The organism is Kutzneria kofuensis (assembly GCF_014203355.1).
Classification (GTDB): Bacteria; Actinomycetota; Actinomycetes; order Mycobacteriales; family Pseudonocardiaceae; genus Kutzneria; species Kutzneria kofuensis.
This window is the reverse complement of record NZ_JACHIR010000001.1, coordinates 3,648,309-3,663,395: the sequence shown is the minus strand read 5'-3', so window position 1 is coordinate 3,663,395 and position 15,087 is coordinate 3,648,309. Positions and strand designations below refer to the sequence as shown.

15 protein-coding genes and 2 riboswitches are annotated in these 15,087 nt (G+C 71.5%); of the genes, 10 read left to right on the top strand and 5 right to left on the bottom strand.

Features of this window, described 5'->3' with window-relative positions; all coding sequences use genetic code 11:
• Positions 1-5 precede the first annotated feature (5 nt).
• The gene (locus BJ998_RS16755) at positions 6-1,724 is read right to left on the bottom strand and encodes an IlvD/Edd family dehydratase (RefSeq protein ID WP_184862756.1); all 1,719 of its coding nucleotides are present in this window, start codon (positions 1,722-1,724) and stop codon (positions 6-8) included.
• Between the two features lie 142 nt (positions 1,725-1,866).
• On the opposite strand from BJ998_RS16755, the gene BJ998_RS16750 reads away from it, so the two are divergent.
• The 3 genes from BJ998_RS16750 to BJ998_RS16740 all read left to right on the top strand — a co-directional run bounded on the left by BJ998_RS16750 (position 1,867) and on the right by BJ998_RS16740 (position 5,756).
• Positions 1,867-3,393 (top strand): MFS transporter, encoded by a 1,527-nt coding sequence (locus tag BJ998_RS16750; RefSeq protein WP_184862754.1) that lies wholly within the window; start codon positions 1,867-1,869, stop codon positions 3,391-3,393.
• An 86-nt stretch (positions 3,394-3,479) separates the two neighbouring features.
• On the top strand, positions 3,480-4,139 hold the full coding sequence (locus BJ998_RS16745; RefSeq protein ID WP_184862752.1) for a hypothetical protein: 660 nt from the start codon (positions 3,480-3,482) through the stop codon (positions 4,137-4,139).
• A gap of 633 nt (positions 4,140-4,772) precedes the next feature.
• The gene (locus BJ998_RS16740; RefSeq protein ID WP_246488608.1) at positions 4,773-5,756 is read left to right on the top strand and encodes a S1 family peptidase; all 984 of its coding nucleotides are present in this window, start codon (positions 4,773-4,775) and stop codon (positions 5,754-5,756) included.
• A 164-nt stretch (positions 5,757-5,920) separates the two neighbouring features.
• Here the strand turns inward: BJ998_RS16740 and thiE are convergent, their stop codons facing one another.
• Positions 5,921-6,574: a thiamine phosphate synthase gene (thiE, locus tag BJ998_RS16735; protein ID WP_184862748.1), complete on the bottom strand. Its 654-nt coding sequence runs from the start codon at positions 6,572-6,574 to the stop codon at positions 5,921-5,923.
• Positions 6,575-6,590: 16 nt separating this feature from the next.
• A riboswitch (TPP riboswitch) is annotated at positions 6,591-6,700 on the top strand.
• On the opposite strand from thiE, the gene thiO reads away from it, so the two are divergent.
• The 4 genes from thiO to BJ998_RS16715 all read left to right on the top strand — a co-directional run bounded on the left by thiO (position 6,696) and on the right by BJ998_RS16715 (position 9,244).
• A complete protein-coding gene (gene thiO / locus BJ998_RS16730; RefSeq protein ID WP_184862746.1) occupies positions 6,696-7,799 on the top strand; it encodes a glycine oxidase ThiO in 1,104 nt (367 codons plus the stop codon). It overlaps the preceding riboswitch by 5 nt.
• A gap of 1 nt (position 7,800) precedes the next feature.
• The gene (thiS, locus tag BJ998_RS16725; protein WP_184862744.1) at positions 7,801-8,001 is read left to right on the top strand and encodes a sulfur carrier protein ThiS; all 201 of its coding nucleotides are present in this window, start codon (positions 7,801-7,803) and stop codon (positions 7,999-8,001) included.
• A 2-nt stretch (positions 8,002-8,003) separates the two neighbouring features.
• Positions 8,004-8,759, top strand: a complete 756-nt coding sequence (locus BJ998_RS16720; RefSeq protein ID WP_184862742.1) for a thiazole synthase — start codon at positions 8,004-8,006, stop codon at positions 8,757-8,759.
• Positions 8,760-8,809: 50 nt separating this feature from the next.
• Positions 8,810-9,244 (top strand): MarR family winged helix-turn-helix transcriptional regulator, encoded by a 435-nt coding sequence (locus BJ998_RS16715; RefSeq protein WP_184868710.1) that lies wholly within the window; start codon positions 8,810-8,812, stop codon positions 9,242-9,244.
• 5 nt (positions 9,245-9,249) lie between these two features.
• Here BJ998_RS16715 and BJ998_RS16710 read toward each other — a convergent pair whose 3' ends face one another.
• Entirely contained in the window at positions 9,250-10,188 is a 939-nt protein-coding gene (locus tag BJ998_RS16710) for an NADP-dependent oxidoreductase (protein WP_184862741.1), read from the bottom strand.
• A 96-nt stretch (positions 10,189-10,284) separates the two neighbouring features.
• On the opposite strand from BJ998_RS16710, the gene BJ998_RS16705 reads away from it, so the two are divergent.
• A complete protein-coding gene (locus BJ998_RS16705; RefSeq protein ID WP_184862739.1) occupies positions 10,285-10,671 on the top strand; it encodes a winged helix-turn-helix transcriptional regulator in 387 nt (128 codons plus the stop codon).
• On the opposite strand, the gene thiD is transcribed toward BJ998_RS16705, so the two are convergent.
• Positions 10,672-11,499: a bifunctional hydroxymethylpyrimidine kinase/phosphomethylpyrimidine kinase gene (gene thiD / locus BJ998_RS16700; RefSeq protein ID WP_184862737.1), complete on the bottom strand. Its 828-nt coding sequence runs from the start codon at positions 11,497-11,499 to the stop codon at positions 10,672-10,674.
• On the bottom strand, positions 11,499-13,148 hold the full coding sequence (gene thiC / locus BJ998_RS16695) for a phosphomethylpyrimidine synthase ThiC (RefSeq protein ID WP_184862735.1): 1,650 nt from the start codon (positions 13,146-13,148) through the stop codon (positions 11,499-11,501). Before thiC ends, thiD begins: the two co-directional genes overlap by 1 nt.
• Positions 13,141-13,268, bottom strand: a riboswitch (TPP riboswitch). It overlaps the preceding gene by 8 nt.
• Before the next feature lie 66 nt (positions 13,269-13,334).
• Between thiC and BJ998_RS16690 the strand changes: the two genes are divergently transcribed.
• Both BJ998_RS16690 and BJ998_RS16685 read left to right on the top strand, forming a co-directional pair.
• On the top strand, positions 13,335-13,967 hold the full coding sequence (locus tag BJ998_RS16690; RefSeq protein WP_184862733.1) for a hypothetical protein: 633 nt from the start codon (positions 13,335-13,337) through the stop codon (positions 13,965-13,967).
• 186 nt (positions 13,968-14,153) lie between these two features.
• Complete coding sequence (locus BJ998_RS16685) at positions 14,154-15,068, top strand: aldo/keto reductase (RefSeq protein WP_221338036.1); 915 nt, start codon at positions 14,154-14,156, stop codon at positions 15,066-15,068.
• The last annotated feature ends 19 nt before the right edge of the window (positions 15,069-15,087 follow it).

Here is a 15,087-nt window from a genome sequence, read left to right as displayed (position 1 = left end):
GTTCATCAGTGGTTGCCGGGCGGCACCGGAGCGCCCGAGCCGCCGACGAGGAAGTCCAGGTCGGCGCCGCGGTCGGCCTGGCCGACGTGGTCGACGTAGAGCCGCACCCACCCGCGCTCGGCGGCGCGGGGCGGCGGCGTCCACGCGGCCCTGCGGGCCGCGAGCTCGGCGTCGTCCACGGCCAGGTGCAACCGCCGGGCCTCGACGTCCAGCTCGATCACGTCGCCGTCGCGGACCAGCGCCAGCGGGCCGCCGACGGCGGACTCCGGCGCCACGTGCAGCACCACCGTGCCGAACGCGGTGCCGCTCATCCGGCCGTCGGAGATGCGCACGGCGTCGTCCACACCGGACTCGAGCAGCCGGCGCGGCAGCCCGAAGTTGCCCACCTCCGGCATGCCGGGGAAGCCGCGGGGGCCGACGCCGGTCAGCACGAACACGCTGTCCCGGTCGCATTCGACAGTATCGATGCGGGCGTGCAGATCCTCGACGCCGTGGAACACCACCGCGCGGCCGACGTGCCGCAGCAGCGACGGTGACGCGGCGGCGGGCTTGATGACCGCTCCGTCCGGCGCGAGATTGCCGCGCAGCACGGCCAGTCCGGCGTCCGTCCGCAGTGGATCGACCGCGGTCCGGATCACCTCGCGGTCGAACACCTCGGCGTCGGCCACGTTCTCCGCGATCGTGGCGCCGGTCACGGTGACCGCGTCCGGATGCAGCAGCAGGTCGCCGAGCTCGCGCAGCACCGCGGGCAGGCCGCCGGCGTAGCAGAAGTCCTCCATCAGGAACCGGCCCGCCGGCATCAGGTCCACCAGCAGCGGCACCGATCGGCCCAGCCGGTCCAGGTCGTCCAGGCCGAAAGAAATGCCGAGCCGCCCGGCCAGGGCCAGAAGATGCACCGCGAAGTTGCTGGAGCCGCCGATCGCCGCGTTCACCACGACCGCGTTCTCCAGCGCCTGTCGGGTGACGATCGAGGACATCCGCACGTCCTCACGCACCAGCTGCACGGCCCGGATGCCGCTCACGTGCGCCATCGCCCGACGGCGCGAGTCCACCGCCGGCAGCGCGGCCATGCCGGGCAGCGACAGCCCCATCGACTCCGCCCAGCAGCCCATCGTGGACGCCGTGCCCATGGTGTTGCAGTGCCCGGCCGACCGGGACATGCACGCCTCGGCGGCGTTCATGTCGGCCTGCGACATCGCGCCGGTGCGACGGGCGTCCGCGAACCGCCAGACATCGGTGCCGGAGCCCAGCTGCTTGCCGCGGAACCGGCCGTTGAGCATCGGGCCGCCGCCGACCACCATCGTCGGCAGGTCCACGCTGGCCGCGCCCATCAGCAGCGCGGGCGTGGTCTTGTCGCAGCCGGTCAGCAGCACCACGCCGTCCAGCGGGTTGGCCCGCAGCGTCTCCTCGACGTCCATCGAGACCAGGTTGCGGAAGAGCATCGTGGTCGGCCGCATCAGGACCTCGCCGAGCGAGGTGACCGGGAACTCCATCGGCAGCCCGCCGGCCTCGTACACGCCCCGCTTCACGTGCTCGGCGATCTCCCGCAGGTGCGCGTTGCACGGCGTGAGATCGCTGGCGGTCTGGCAGATGCCGATCACCGGCCGCCCGTCGAAGGCGTGGTCGGGATGGCCCTGGTTGCGCAGCCAGGACCGGTGGGTGAAGCCCAGCACACCCTGGTCGGCGAACCAGCCGTGACTGCGGAGTGAGCGCGTTTCGGCCATTGGCGGAACCTAGCCACACCCGGGGCCGGCTGGGAAGCTCGATCCGAGCGAAGGCGTGGATTTCCCGGCAGAAGTGACACGAAGTCGTGCCTCGTTCCACCTCGGCTTGCGTCGCCCGGGGCGGCGGGAGCACCGTGCTGCCATGACCACCACGGGCAATGTGTCGAGCGGCGTGCACTGGGGCAGTCCGCAGGCCCGCGGCGTGCTCGCCGCCACCGTCTGCGGTTCCGGCATGGCGATGCTGGACGGCACGATCGTCAACATCGCCCTGCCCAAGATCGGCGCCGACTTCACCGCGTCGGTGACGGGGTTGCAGTGGGTGCTGGACGGCTACCTGCTGTCGCTGGCGTCGCTGATCCTCGTCGCCGGCTCGCTCGGTGACCGCTACGGCCGGCGCCGCGTGTTCGAGATCGGAGTGGTCTGGTTCGGCCTGGCGTCGGTCCTCTGCGGTGTCGCGCCCACCACCGGGGTGCTGGTGGCCGCACGGGTGCTCCAGGGCATCGGCGGGGCGCTGCTGACCCCGGGCTCGCTGGCGATCCTGCAGTCGGCCTTCGCGCACGACGACCGGGCCCGGGCCATCGGCGCGTGGTCGGGCCTGGGCGGCGTGGCCACGGCGGTCGGGCCGCTGGTGGGCGGCCTGCTCATCCAGGCCTGGTCGTGGCGGCTGGCGTTCCTGGTCAACGTGCCCGTGGCGGTGCTGTGCATCTACCTGTGCCGGCGTTACGTGCCGGAATCGCGGGATCCGGAGATGAAGGGCCACCCGGAGGTGCTCGGCACGGTCCTGTGCGCGCTGGGCCTGGCCGGCGTCACCGGTGCGCTGGTGGAGGGGCCGTCACGCGGCGTGACCGACCCGATCGTGCTGGTCGCGACGGTGGTCGGCGTGCTGTCGCTGGCCGGGTTCTGCGTGCTCCAGCTGCGGCAGCGGGACCCGCTCGTGCCGCCGGACCTGTTCGCCAACCGCACGTTCACCGTGTCCAACCTGCTGACGTTCCTGCTCTACGCGGCCCTCGGCGGCGTGATGATGCTGATGGTGATGCAGCTGCAGGTGTCCATGAACTACCCGCCGGTGCTGGCCGGCCTGGCCGGGCTGCCGATCACGGTGATCATGCTGCTCGGCTCCGCGCAGTCCGGGAAGCTGGCCCAGCGCATCGGCCCGCGGCTGCAGCTGATCGTCGGCCCGATCCTGGTCGGCGTCGGCATGCTGATGTTGCGCTGGGCCGTGCCCGGCTCCTCGTATCTGACCGGCGTGCTGCCGGGTGTCGTGGTGTTCGGCCTCGGCCTGGTGATCGCCGTCGCACCGGTGACGGCGACGGTGCTGGCCGCCGCCCCCGACCGGCACGCGGGCGTGGCCTCCGGCGTGAACAACGCGGTGGCGCGGACGGGGTCGCTGCTCGCGGTGGCCGTGCTGCCCGCGGCGGCCGGCATCACCGGCGAGAAGTACGCCGATCCGGCGGCGCTGACCGCCGGCTGGCAGATGGCGCTGCTGATCTGCGCGATCGCGGCGGTGCTCGGGGGTTTGATCGCTTTCTGGGTGGACAACCGGGTTCTGGGTGAGCCGCCGACGCCCGCGGTTGTCGAGGATTCCCCGCATCCGGGGGATTGCCTGCACTGCGGTGTGGAGGGACCGCCGACGCACGTGGTGCCGCACCATTCGTCCACAGTGGACTGAACGGGGTGTTCGTGCTCACGATCGCCCAACCCCGGGAGTGCGCGCCACGTCTTGTGCGTTGGTAGTGCGGTAGGGGATTGGGAGCGATGAGCAAGGAGAAGAGCACGATTCGGCTCGACATCAAGCCGACGCAGGTCGCGGCGGGCGCGCTGGCGTCCGTGACGGCGGCCGTACTGGGGTCGAAACTGGGAGTCGCGGGCACCGTGACCGGCGCCGGGCTGGCCAGCGTGGTCGGCACCGTGGGCACGGCCATGTACGAGCGTTCCATCCAGGCCGCGCGGGAGCGGGTGACGACCCGGATCAGGCAGGAGCAGCCGCCGGTCGGGGCGTCGCACGACGCCGAGACCGTGCGGCTGAAGGTCGCACCGCCCAAGGAGGAGCCCGGCAAGCGCCGGTGGCCGATGGTGGCCGCCGCCGTCGTGGTCGCCTTCGTGCTGGGCATGGGCGTGCTGACGACCGTGGAGCTGCTCGGCGGCCAGGCCACCTCCGGCAACGGCAACCGCACCACCGTCGGCGCCCTGTTCGGGCAGCCGGCCCAGAGCAGCACGCCGCATCCGACCAGCACACCGCCGCCCACCACGTCCTCGACGACGACGTCGACCAGCACGCCGACGACCACGTCCAGCACAACGCCACCGTCGTCGACAACGAGCTCGTCCACCGGCACGAGCACGTCGACGACCACCACGACGACCTCGCAGCAGCCGACCGGCACCAGCGGCGGGCCGCCGCCGGGCGTGAACTGACTAGCCCCCTGGCGGCGCTGCTCGCCAGGGGCCAAGCCGGCTGCCACCGGTTCGGGTAGCACGGGCGATGCCGATCGGCCGAACGGTCACGGCGGCGTACGGACGGGCAACGGATCGCGGCCGGCGGTATGGAACACGATTTCTGCGGGGCGTTACCTAAACGTCAAGTGTTAACCGCTACGCGTCGTACCCACGCGGTCGGATCATGTGACACGCTTTGCGCCCGATCGGACTCTCCGCCGAAGGTCATTCGGCGGCGTGCCCCAACGGGTTCGGCACTGGGGGAGGCGAATTTGGCGGCAGTGGCGGCGACCACCGGGACTCGAAGAGTCAGAGGTGGGGGGAAGGTGGGGCGACCCCTGCCGCCGCCCCACCGCCCGTCCCCCTGAAAGGCTCGGGAAGGGGTCCCTGCAACCGCCACTCCCGAGTCCCCGCATCCGAAGATGAGGGAGACGTCTGATGAACCGCACTCGTGCGGCTCGGATCACCGGCGCTGCCCTGTTGTCCCTTGGCCTCGCCGCTACTGTCAGCGTACCGGCAGCGGCGACTTCTGCGCCCGTCTCTGTCGATACGTCCACGAATGGTGTGGTCATATCACCCGATGTAGCGAGCGCGCTGCAGCGTGATCTGGGGTTGTCACCCGCACGGGCGATAGGTCTGTTCGCCCGGCAGGATCGCGCCGATGCCCAGGTCGCAACCCTGCGCACACTGCTCGGGCCGATCTTCGCCGGCTCCTGGTTCGACGCGGCGGCCGACCAGGCCGTGGTCGCGGTGACTGACGTCACATTTGTGCCGCGGGTGCGCGCGGCGGGCGTTGAGGCAAGGGTTGTCACCCGTACGGACGCGCAGCTGAGCGCCGTCGCCGACGGACTGCGGCACAAGCCGGTGCCCGCGGGGGTCGTCGGGTGGTACGTCGACCTGCCGACCGATCAGGTCGTGGTTCAGGTCCTGGACCGTTCGCCGGCCACCGAGGCCTTCGTGGCGACGGCCGGCGCGGCCGCCCGCGAGGAGACCGTGGCCGCCCGGCCGCGGCCGCTGTACGCCGTTCGCGGCGGTGACGCGTGGTACGGATCGAACTTCCGGTGCTCGGTCGGATTCAGCGCGACCGACGCTTCCGGCGCCAAGCACTTCGTCACCGCCGGGCACTGCACGGCCGGCGGCGGTACTGCATCCGGGTACAACCAAGTTTCACTCGGTCGGATCAACGGCAGCCACTTCGGCTCCGGCGGCGACTACGGCCGGGTCGACGTCACCAGCGGCCAGTGGACGCTGTCCGGCACCGTGGCCGACGGCGGCGGCGCCGTGGCGGTCAAGGGCTCCGCCGAGGCGGCCGTCGGCGCGGCGGTCTGCCGCTCCGGCTCCACCACCGGCTGGCACTGCGGCACCATCCAGGCCAAGAACCAGACCGTGGTCTACGCCGAGGGCACGGTCACCGGCCTGACCAAGACCAACGTCTGCGCCGAGCCCGGCGACTCCGGTGGCGCCTGGATCAGCGGCAACCAGGCCCAGGGCGTCACCTCCGGCGGCTCCGGCGACTGCACGCACGGCGGCACCACGTACTTCAGCCCGGTGAACCCGGCGCTGAGCGCCTACGGACTACGGCTCGTCACGAGCTGATTCCCAGGTGGGCTCCCCCTGCAAGCCCACCAACCCGCCCCGGCGGCCGGCACCCCTCCCTGCAACGCCGGCCGCCGGGGCGCTTTTGCTCCACGTGAGTGGCTCATTTCGCATCCAGGGGCCACCTGAGTGGCTCAGGTGGCCGAAAAGGCGAAGTGAGCCACTCACGTGGCGGAAAGCAGGCGAGCCTTCAAGGCCTCAGCCGCGGCCCGTGGGTCCTCGGCGGCCGTGATGGCCCGGACGACCACGATCCGCCGCGCACCGGCCGCCAGCACCTCGTCCAGCCGGGGCAGGTCGATGCCGCCGATGGCGAACCAGGGCCGTTCCGACTTCACGTGGCGCACCAGATCCAGCCCCGGCGCCGGCCGGCTGGGCTTGGTCGGCGTCGGCCAGCACGGGCCGGTGCAGAAGTAGTCCACGCCCGCCTCCACCGCGGCGGCGTCGGCCTGCGCGACGTCGTGGGTGGACCGGCCGATGGCGATGTCGTCGCCGGCGATGCGGCGGGCCAGCGGCACGGGCAGGTCGTCCTGGCCGAGGTGCAGCACGTCGGCCCCGGCGGCCACGGCCACGTCGGCCCGGTCGTTGACGGCGAGCAACGCGCCGTGGCGGGCGCAGGCCTCGGCGAGCACCTCCAGGGCGGCGAGCTCGAACCGAGCCTCCATGCCCTTGTCCCGCAGCTGCACGATGTCGACGCCGCCGGCGAGGGCGGCGTCGGCGAACTCGGCGAGATCGCCGGTCCCGGTGCGGGCGTCGGTGCACAGGTAGAGCCGTGCGTCGGCGAGCCGCTTCCTGATCTGTTCTCCATCCAGTCCTGGCACGGGTGCTACGGTAGAACCCGGTCCGCACGGGAGCCTGGAGGAACCGGGCTGAGAGGGGGCTTACCAGCCCCGACCGTCGAACCTGATCCGGGTCATGCCGGCGCAGGGAGCGTGATGTGTCTTGAAGGTCGCCGTTGTCGGTGGTGGGGTCGTCGGTCTGTCGGTCGCGTGGGCGGCCGCCGTGGCGGGCCACCAGGTGCAGTTGATCGATGCCGCGCCGGGTTCGGGCGCGTCCTGGGTGGCGGGCGGCATGCTCGCGCCGGTCACGGAGGCGTGGCCGGGCGAGGAGCACGTGCTGGCGCTGGGCAGCGCGTCGCTGGACCGCTGGCCGGATTTTGCCGCCAGATTGGACAAGAACGGCGGCCTGCGCACGGAGGGGACGCTGGTCGTCGCCGTCGACGGCGCGGACCGGGCGGAACTTGACGGAGTGGCGGACTTCCTGGCCAAGCTCGGCCGCGAGGTCACGCGGGTGACCGCGCGGGAGGTCCGCCGGCTGGAGCCGTCGCTCGGCACGTCCGTCCGAAGTGGACTGTTGGTGCCCGGGGACCTGGCCGTGGACAACAGGGTGCTGCTCTCGTCGTTGCGCAAGGCGGCGGTGGAGGCCGGCACGCAGCCGATCGCGGTCGCCGCGACCAGCGTCAGCGCCGGCGAAGTGGCTCTGGCCAACGGATCCACGGTCGAGTGCGACGTTGTCGTGCTGGCCGCGGGTGCTTGGAGCGGCGGCCTCTACAACGGGCTGGCGAAGGTCGTCCGGCCGGTCAAGGGCGAGGTGCTGCGGCTCAAGGCCCGCGACGGGGCCCTGGACCCGCCGACGCGAACCGTCCGAGCACTGGTCGAAGGCCGACAGGTCTACCTGGTGCCGAGGGACGGCCGCGGCCTGGTGCTGGGCGCCACCCAGTACGAGGCGGGCTTCGACACCGAGGTGACCGTCGGCGGCGTCCGGGACCTGCTGCGCGACGCCGAGCGCGTGCTGCCGGGCATCGGCGAGTACGCGGTCCTGGAGTGCGCCGCCGGACTGCGCCCCGGCAGCCCCGACAACCTGCCGGTGCTGGGCTGGCTGGAGCCGGGCGTGCTGGCCGCGACCGGCCACCACCGCAACGGCATCCTGCTCGCCCCGATCACCGCCGAGGCGGTGGTCGACCTGCTCGCCGGCCGTGAACCCCCGGAGCCGGCGCGCGCCGCCGACCCGGGCCGACTGCTCGCCGTCACGAACGGGGGAGGCTGAATTGCTGGTCGTGGTCAACGGGACCGAGCGCGAACTCGCCGACGGGGCCACCGTCGCGGACGCGCTCGCCGCCATCGACGCCCCGCCGCGGGGCATCGCGGTGGCTGTGGACGGCGAGGTCGTGCGGCGTGCCGACTGGGCCGGCACGGTGCTGCCGCCCGGCGGCTCGGTCGAGGTGCTCACCGCCGTGCAGGGAGGCTGAACGTGGACGATCCTTTGGTCATCGCCGACCGCGAGTTCGGCTCGCGGCTGATCATGGGCACCGGTGGCGCGGCCAACCTGGCCGTGCTGGAACGAGCGCTGCTGGCCGCCGGCACCGAGCTGACCACCGTCGCCATGCGGCGGATGGACGCCGTCGGCGGCACCGGCGTGCTGGACCTGTTGCGCCGCCTGGGAATCGAACCGCTGCCCAACACGGCCGGCTGCCGCACCGCCGCGGAGGCGGTGCTCACGGCCCGGCTGGCCCGCGAGGCGCTGGAGACGAACTGGGTGAAGCTGGAGGTCGTCGCCGACGACCGCACGCTGCTGCCGGACTCCGTCGAGCTGCTCGACGCCGCGCAGCAGCTGGTCGACGACGGCTTCGTGGTGCTGCCGTACACCAACGACGATCCGGTGCTGGCGCTGCGGCTGGAGGAGGTCGGCTGCGCCGCCGTGATGCCGCTGGGCTCGCCGATCGGCACCGGCCTGGGCATCCGCAACCCGCACAACATCGAGCTGATCGTGTCCCGGGCCTCGGTGCCGGTGATCCTGGACGCCGGCATCGGCACCGCCTCGGACGCCGCGCAGGCCATGGAGCTGGGCTGTTCGGCGGTGCTGCTGGCGACGGCCGTCACCAGGGCCCAGGACCCCGAGCGGATGGCGGCGGCCATGCGTGGCGCAGTGGAGGCCGGCCGTTCGGCCCTACTTGCCGGGAGAATCCCGCAACGCTTCTGGGCACAGGCGTCCAGCCCGGCGCGCTGAGTCATCATGAACGGTAGGTGCCACCTACCTGAGGAGTGAGTGTCGTGGCGATGTCGACGACGACGGCTACGGTCGACGAGACCACGCGGCTGTACCTGGCGGTCGGCCGGCTGTCCCGGATCCTGCGCCGCAGCGGGTCGCCCGGCCTGGGCCAGGGCTCGATCTCGGCCCTGGCCACGCTGGCGTACAAGGGTCCGATGCGGCTGGGCGACCTGGCCGGCCGCGAGGGGGTGGCCCCGCCGACCCTGTCCCGGATCATCGCCGCGCTGGTGGAGTCCGGCTACGTGATGCGGGAGGCCGACCCGCAGGACGGCCGGGCATCGCTGGTGCGCGCGACGCCGCAGGGGGAGCAGGTGATCGCCGGTGTCCGCTCCGAGCGGCTGCACGAGTTGCACAACCGCCTGGAGCGGCTGACCGAGGAGCAGCGGACCGCGCTGGCCGCCGCCCTGCCGGCGCTGGAGGCATTGGTGTCCGAGGACATCTAGCGACGTCAGTCGCCGGCCACGTCCAGCACGAGCTTGCCGGTGAGCTTGCCCGCCGCGCCGATCTCGTGCGCCTTGCCGGCGTCGGCCAGCGGCAGCACCTGCTCGACGTGCACGGTCAGCTTGCCGGCGTTGACCAGGTCCAGCAGGGCGAGCAGGCCGCGCTGGTCCGGTTCGACGAGGATGCCGGTGGCGCGCACCCCGCGCTGCCGGGCCTTCGCCGCGAGCTCGTCGTTGACGCCGCCGGGCACCGCGAACACCGTGCCGCCGGGGCGAAGCGTGTCCACCGAGCGGAGCGCGTTGTCCCCGCCGATCAGGTCGAACACGACGTCGACGTCCCGTGCGACCTCGGTGAAGTCGGTGGTGGTGTAGTCGATCGGCTCGTCGACGCCGATGTCCCGCAGGAAGTCGTGCTTCACCGTGCGGGCGGTGCCGTACACGTAGGCGCCGTGCGCCTTGGCGATCTGCACGGCCAGGTGGCCGACGCCGCCGGCCGCGGCGTGCACGAGCACCTTCTGGCCCGGCCGCACGTCGGCGTCGTCGACGAGCGCCTGCCACGCGGTGAGGCCGGCCAGCGGCAGCCCGGCCGCCTCGACGTGGCTGAGTCCGGCCGGCTTGCGCACGAAGTGCCGCGACGGGGCGACGACGTACTCGCCGTAGCCGCCGGCCTCCTTCGGGAAGTGCGGCATGCCCAGCACCTCGTCACCGGGCTTGAGCCAGCTGACCCCGAAGCCGACCTGTTCGACCGTGCCGGAGACGTCCCAGCCCAGCACGAACGGCGGCGTGCCCAGGAACACGCCGTGTTCCCGGGTCTTCCAGTCCACCGGGTTCACGCCGGCCGCGTGCACGCGGACGAGAATCTCCGTCGGCCCCGGCTCGGGTCGCTCGACCTCGACCACCTTGAGCACGTCGGTCCCGCCCAGTTCGGTCTGGCGCACGACTCGCATCTCGATCTGTCCCTTCCCATCGAACGATTGCTCAGTCATCCTGTGGGAAGCGGTACACAATCGCTAGTACGCACTAATTTGTAAAGTAGGTACCTGATGGATACTGCCTGGGACGTGTACCTTCGCGCCTGTCCGTGCCGGGACGTGCTCGATCTGGTGGCCAACAAGTGGACCGCCCTGATGATCGGCCGGCTGGCGCAGCGCCCGCACCGCTTCGGCGAGCTGCGCCGTGAGGTGGCCGGCATCACACCGAAGGTGCTCACCCAGAACCTGCGCAGCCTGGAGCGCGACGGCCTGATCAGCCGCACCGTCTACCCGACGACGCCGCCGAGCGTGGAGTACGCCCTCACGCCGCTCGGGCAGAGCATCAGCGTGCACCTGATCGCGCTGAACAACTGGACCCAGGCCAACTTCGACGAGATCAGGCGGGCCCGCGCCGCCTACGACGCGGCCGCCGAGGCCGCGCCGCAGCCGGTGAGCTGATCAGATCGGTTCGTCGGAGAGCCGCCAGAAGTTCGAGACCGGGCCGACGCCGTGGCCCAGCGGGTAGGCGTTCCTCACCGCGTGGACGATGAAGCGCTTGCCGAACTCCACCGCCGCCGGCATGGTCGCGCCCTTGGCCAGGGCCGAGGTGATCGACGACGCCAGGGTGTCGCCGCTGCCGTGCGTGTCGGTGACGTCGAAGCGCGGACCGGGCAGCTCGATCACGGCGACGCCGTCGTAGAGGATGTCCACGCACTCCGGATCCGACCGCAGGTGCCCGGCCTTGATCAGCACCCACTGCGGTCCGAGGTCGAACATGGCCTTGGCGGCGTCGAGCATCATGTCCCGGCTGGTGACGTCGATGCCGGTGAGCAGACGCACCTCGTCCAGATTGGGCGTGACGAGACAGGCCCTCGGAAACAGCAGCTTCTTCAGGCCCGCCAAGGCATTGTCGTGCAGCAGCTGGTGGCCGTGCATCGACGCGGACACCGGGTCGACGACAAACGGGATCTGCCGGTCACGGCCGATGCCGACCTTGTCGATCGCTTCGGTGATGGCCTCGATGATCGGCGCCGACGCCAGCATGCCGGTTTTCGCCGCGGTCACGCCGATGTCGGTCACCACCGCCTCGATCTGCGCGGCCACCACCTCGGGCGGGATCTCGTGGAAACCCGAGACCCCGACCGAGTTCTGCACGGTGACCGCGGTGACCGCGGTGGTGGCGTGCACGCCGCAGGCGAAGAACGTCCGGCAGTCGGCGTGCACACCGGCGCCGCCGCCGGAGTCGGTGCCGGCGATCGTCAGTGCCCGAGGGGGAGTTGCCCCCATCAACCCTCCACAACCGGCAGGTAGACCTGCTTGCCGTGGGCCGCGAACTCCTGCGACATCTCCGCCATTCCCGCCTCGATCGCTTCCACAGAGGACAAGTTGTGCTCCTCAGCGTACTTGCGCACGTCCTGCGTGATCCGCATCGAGCAGAACTTCGGCCCGCACATGGAGCAGAAGTGCGCGGTCTTGGCCGGCTCGGCCGGCAGCGTCTCGTCGTGGAAGGACCGCGCGGTGTCGGGGTCCAGCGACAGGTTGAACTGGTCGGTCCAGCGGAACTCGAAGCGCGCCTTGGACAACGCGTCGTCCCGCTCCTGCGCCTTGGGGTGCCCCTTGGCCAGGTCGGCCGAGTGCGCGGCGATCTTGTACGTGATCACGCCGGTCTTGACGTCGTCCCGGTTGGGCAGGCCGAGGTGCTCCTTGGGCGTGACGTAGCACAGCATCGCGGTGCCGGCCCAGGCGATCTGCGCGGCGCCGATCGCGGAGGTGATGTGGTCGTAGGCCGGCGCGATGTCGGTGGCCAGCGGGCCGAGCGTGTAGAACGGCGCCTCCCCGCAGACCTCCTCCTCCAGCCGCACGTTCTCCACGATCTTGTGCATCGGCACGTGGCCGGGGCCCTCGATCATCACCTGCACGTCCTTGGCCCGGGCGATGTGCGTGAGCTCGCCGAGGGTGCGCAGCTCCGCGAACTGGGCGGCGTCGTTGGCGTCCGCGATGGACCCCGGCCGCAGCCCGTCGCCGAGCGAGAACGTGACGTCGTAGGCGCGCAGGATGTCGCAGAGTTCCTCGAAGTTGGTGTAGAGGAAGCTCTCCCGGTGGTGCGCGAGGCACCAGGCGGCCATGATCGAGCCGCCGCGGGACACGATGCCGGTGACGCGGCGAGCGGTCAGCGGCACGTACCGCAGCAGCACGCCGGCGTGCACGGTCATGTAGTCCACGCCCTGCTCGCACTGCTCGATCACGGTGTCCCGGTACACCTCCCAGGACAGCTTGGTCGGGTCCCCGTCGACCTTCTCCAGCGCCTGGTAGATCGGGACGGTGCCGACCGGAACCGGCGAGTTGCGCAGGATCCACTCCCGCGTCTCGTGGATCCGCTTGCCGGTGGACAGGTCCATGATGGTGTCCGCGCCCCAGCGGGTCGCCCACACCATCTTGTCCACCTCCTCCTCGATGGACGAGGAGACGGCCGAGTTGCCCATGTTGGCGTTGATCTTGACGAGGAACTTCTTGCCGATGATGGCCGGCTCGGACTCGGGATGGTTGCGGTTGACCGGAATCACCGCGCGGCCGATCGCGACCTCGCTGCGCACGAACTCGGGGTCCACGCCCTCGCGGGCGGCGCAGAAGGCCATCTCCTTGGTGATGATGCCGGCCTTGGCGTAGGCCAGCTGGGTCACCGCGCCGTTGACGGGTTCCCGCTCGGCGACCCACGGCGCGCGCAGCCGTGACAGTCCACTGTGGACATCGATGGTCGCGTTGTCGTCGGTGTACGGGCCGGAGGTGTCGTACAGGTCAAGGTGTTCGCCATTGGTGAGCTCCACCCGGCGCATCGGGATCCGGATGCCGTCCGGGCCGTCGACGTAGACCTTGCGGGAACCCTGGATGGGGCCCGTGGTCACGGTGGGCCGGACGCGGTCGTCAAGGGACGTCATGGCGATTCCTCCCTACGCTGGCATTACCCAGTCAGGTTCAGGCGGTCGGCGGCGCCGGATCAGCAGTTGACCCAGCCGCCCTCTCAGCCCGCTGTGGCGCGAGCTCCCGCGGTGTTCAGTTGTCGGGTCCCGACGCTAGCGAATGCGGGCGGTTCCTGCCAGCCTCGAGTCGCGTACCTTGTGCCGGTGGCAGACGATCAACCGTTTCCACCCGGCGCCCGACGGGCGGTTCGACCGACGGCGGTCATCGACTGCCCGGCCTGCGGCGAGCTGGCCGGCCGCGGCTATCCGACGTGCCTGGTCTGCGCCGAACTGGTGGACCAGTTCTGGACGCTGGACTGGCGGCCGCTGGTGGAGGTGGCCGGCCTGCCCGAGCTGGAGCTGGCCGAGTTGGTGCTGCTGGAGGACGTCGGCAAGCTCCCGTGGACCTGCACCGACGTGGCCATGACGCTGCTGCGCTGCCCGGCCTGCGGGGCGGAGCTGGGCACCGGCGACCTGCCGTGCCTGCGCTGCCGGGTGGCCGACGAGAACCGCTGGGCGTGGGACCACATGGGCTACCCGACCCGGATGACCGGCAACGAGCACGCCATGCGGGTGGCCCGGATGGTGCTGCGGGCGCCGCACCGGCACCGCGAGACGATCGTCCAGGGCTGGCGGCTGACCATGCCGTTCCTGCTGCTCGGCGAGCTGCCCACGACCTCGCAGGCGCAGCGGATCCGGGCCCATGTGCTGGCCGAGCGGTACGACGAGCTGGCGCGGTGCCGGTCGCTGCGGGAGCTGGCCGGGCTGCCGAGCGTGCCCTGGCGGAAAGAAGTCTGACCGTGTCTACGCCGCGCGTTCCGCGCGGGGCGGGTTCGCCCACGAGGCCGGTGCCTTCCCTTGGCAGTTGTCGATCGATGAACAGACTCGATCGACAACTGCCCGCGGTCCAGGCACCGGCGGCGAACCCGCATTCCGCTTGACCTGGAGTGCGCTCCAGCTAGTTGGATCGGCTCCATGGCGAACATGGGCATCGGGACCTGGGCGATGGGCGGGCCGTTCTTCGACGGCACGCAGGCGGTCGGCTGGGGGCCGACGGACGACGAGGAGTCGGCGCGGGCGCTGCGGCGCGCCGTCGAGCTGGGGGTGAACCTGTTCGACACCGCCGACGTGTACGGCACCGGGCACGCGGAGGAGCTGCTCGGGCGGGTCTTCGCCGGCCGGCGGGACGAGATCCGGATCGCCACGAAGTGGGGGAACACCTTCGATTCCGCGACGCGGCAGATGACCGGCGGCGACGGCAGCGTGGCGTACATGCGCCGGGCGCTGACCGACTCGCTGCGGCGCCTGGGCACCGACCACGTGGACATCTACCAGCTGCACCTGGGTGACCTGCCGTTCGACCAGGCCGCCGAGCTGCGTGGGGCCCTCGACGACCTGGTCCTTGAGGGGCTGATCAGGGCGTACGGGTGGAGCACGGACGACCCCGAACGCGCCAAGGTGTTCGGTTCGTACGTGCAGGCGGAGATGAACGTGCTGCACGACCGGCCGGACATGTATCCGGTGCTGGAGGAGCACGACCTGACGATGCTGTGCCGCGGCCCGCTGGCGATGGGGCTGCTGACCGGCCGCGACTGGGCCACGGCGGCGCTGCCCGACGACGACGTGCGGAACAAGGTGCCGGGCTGGATGCAGTTCTTCCGTGACGGCAAGCCGACACCGGAGTTCGCCAAGCGGGTGGAAGCCGTCCGCGAGGTGTTGACCTCGGGCGGTCGGACGCTGACGCAGGGCGCGCTGGCGTGGATCTGGGCGCGGTGCGACCGGGCCGTGCCGATCCCGGGCTGCCGCACGGTCGCCCAGGTCGAGGAGAACGTCGGCGCACTGGAGTTCGGGCCGCTGAAGCCGGACGAGATGGCCGAGGTGCAGCGCCTGCTGAGCTGACGTTCTGTACTTGCTGGTC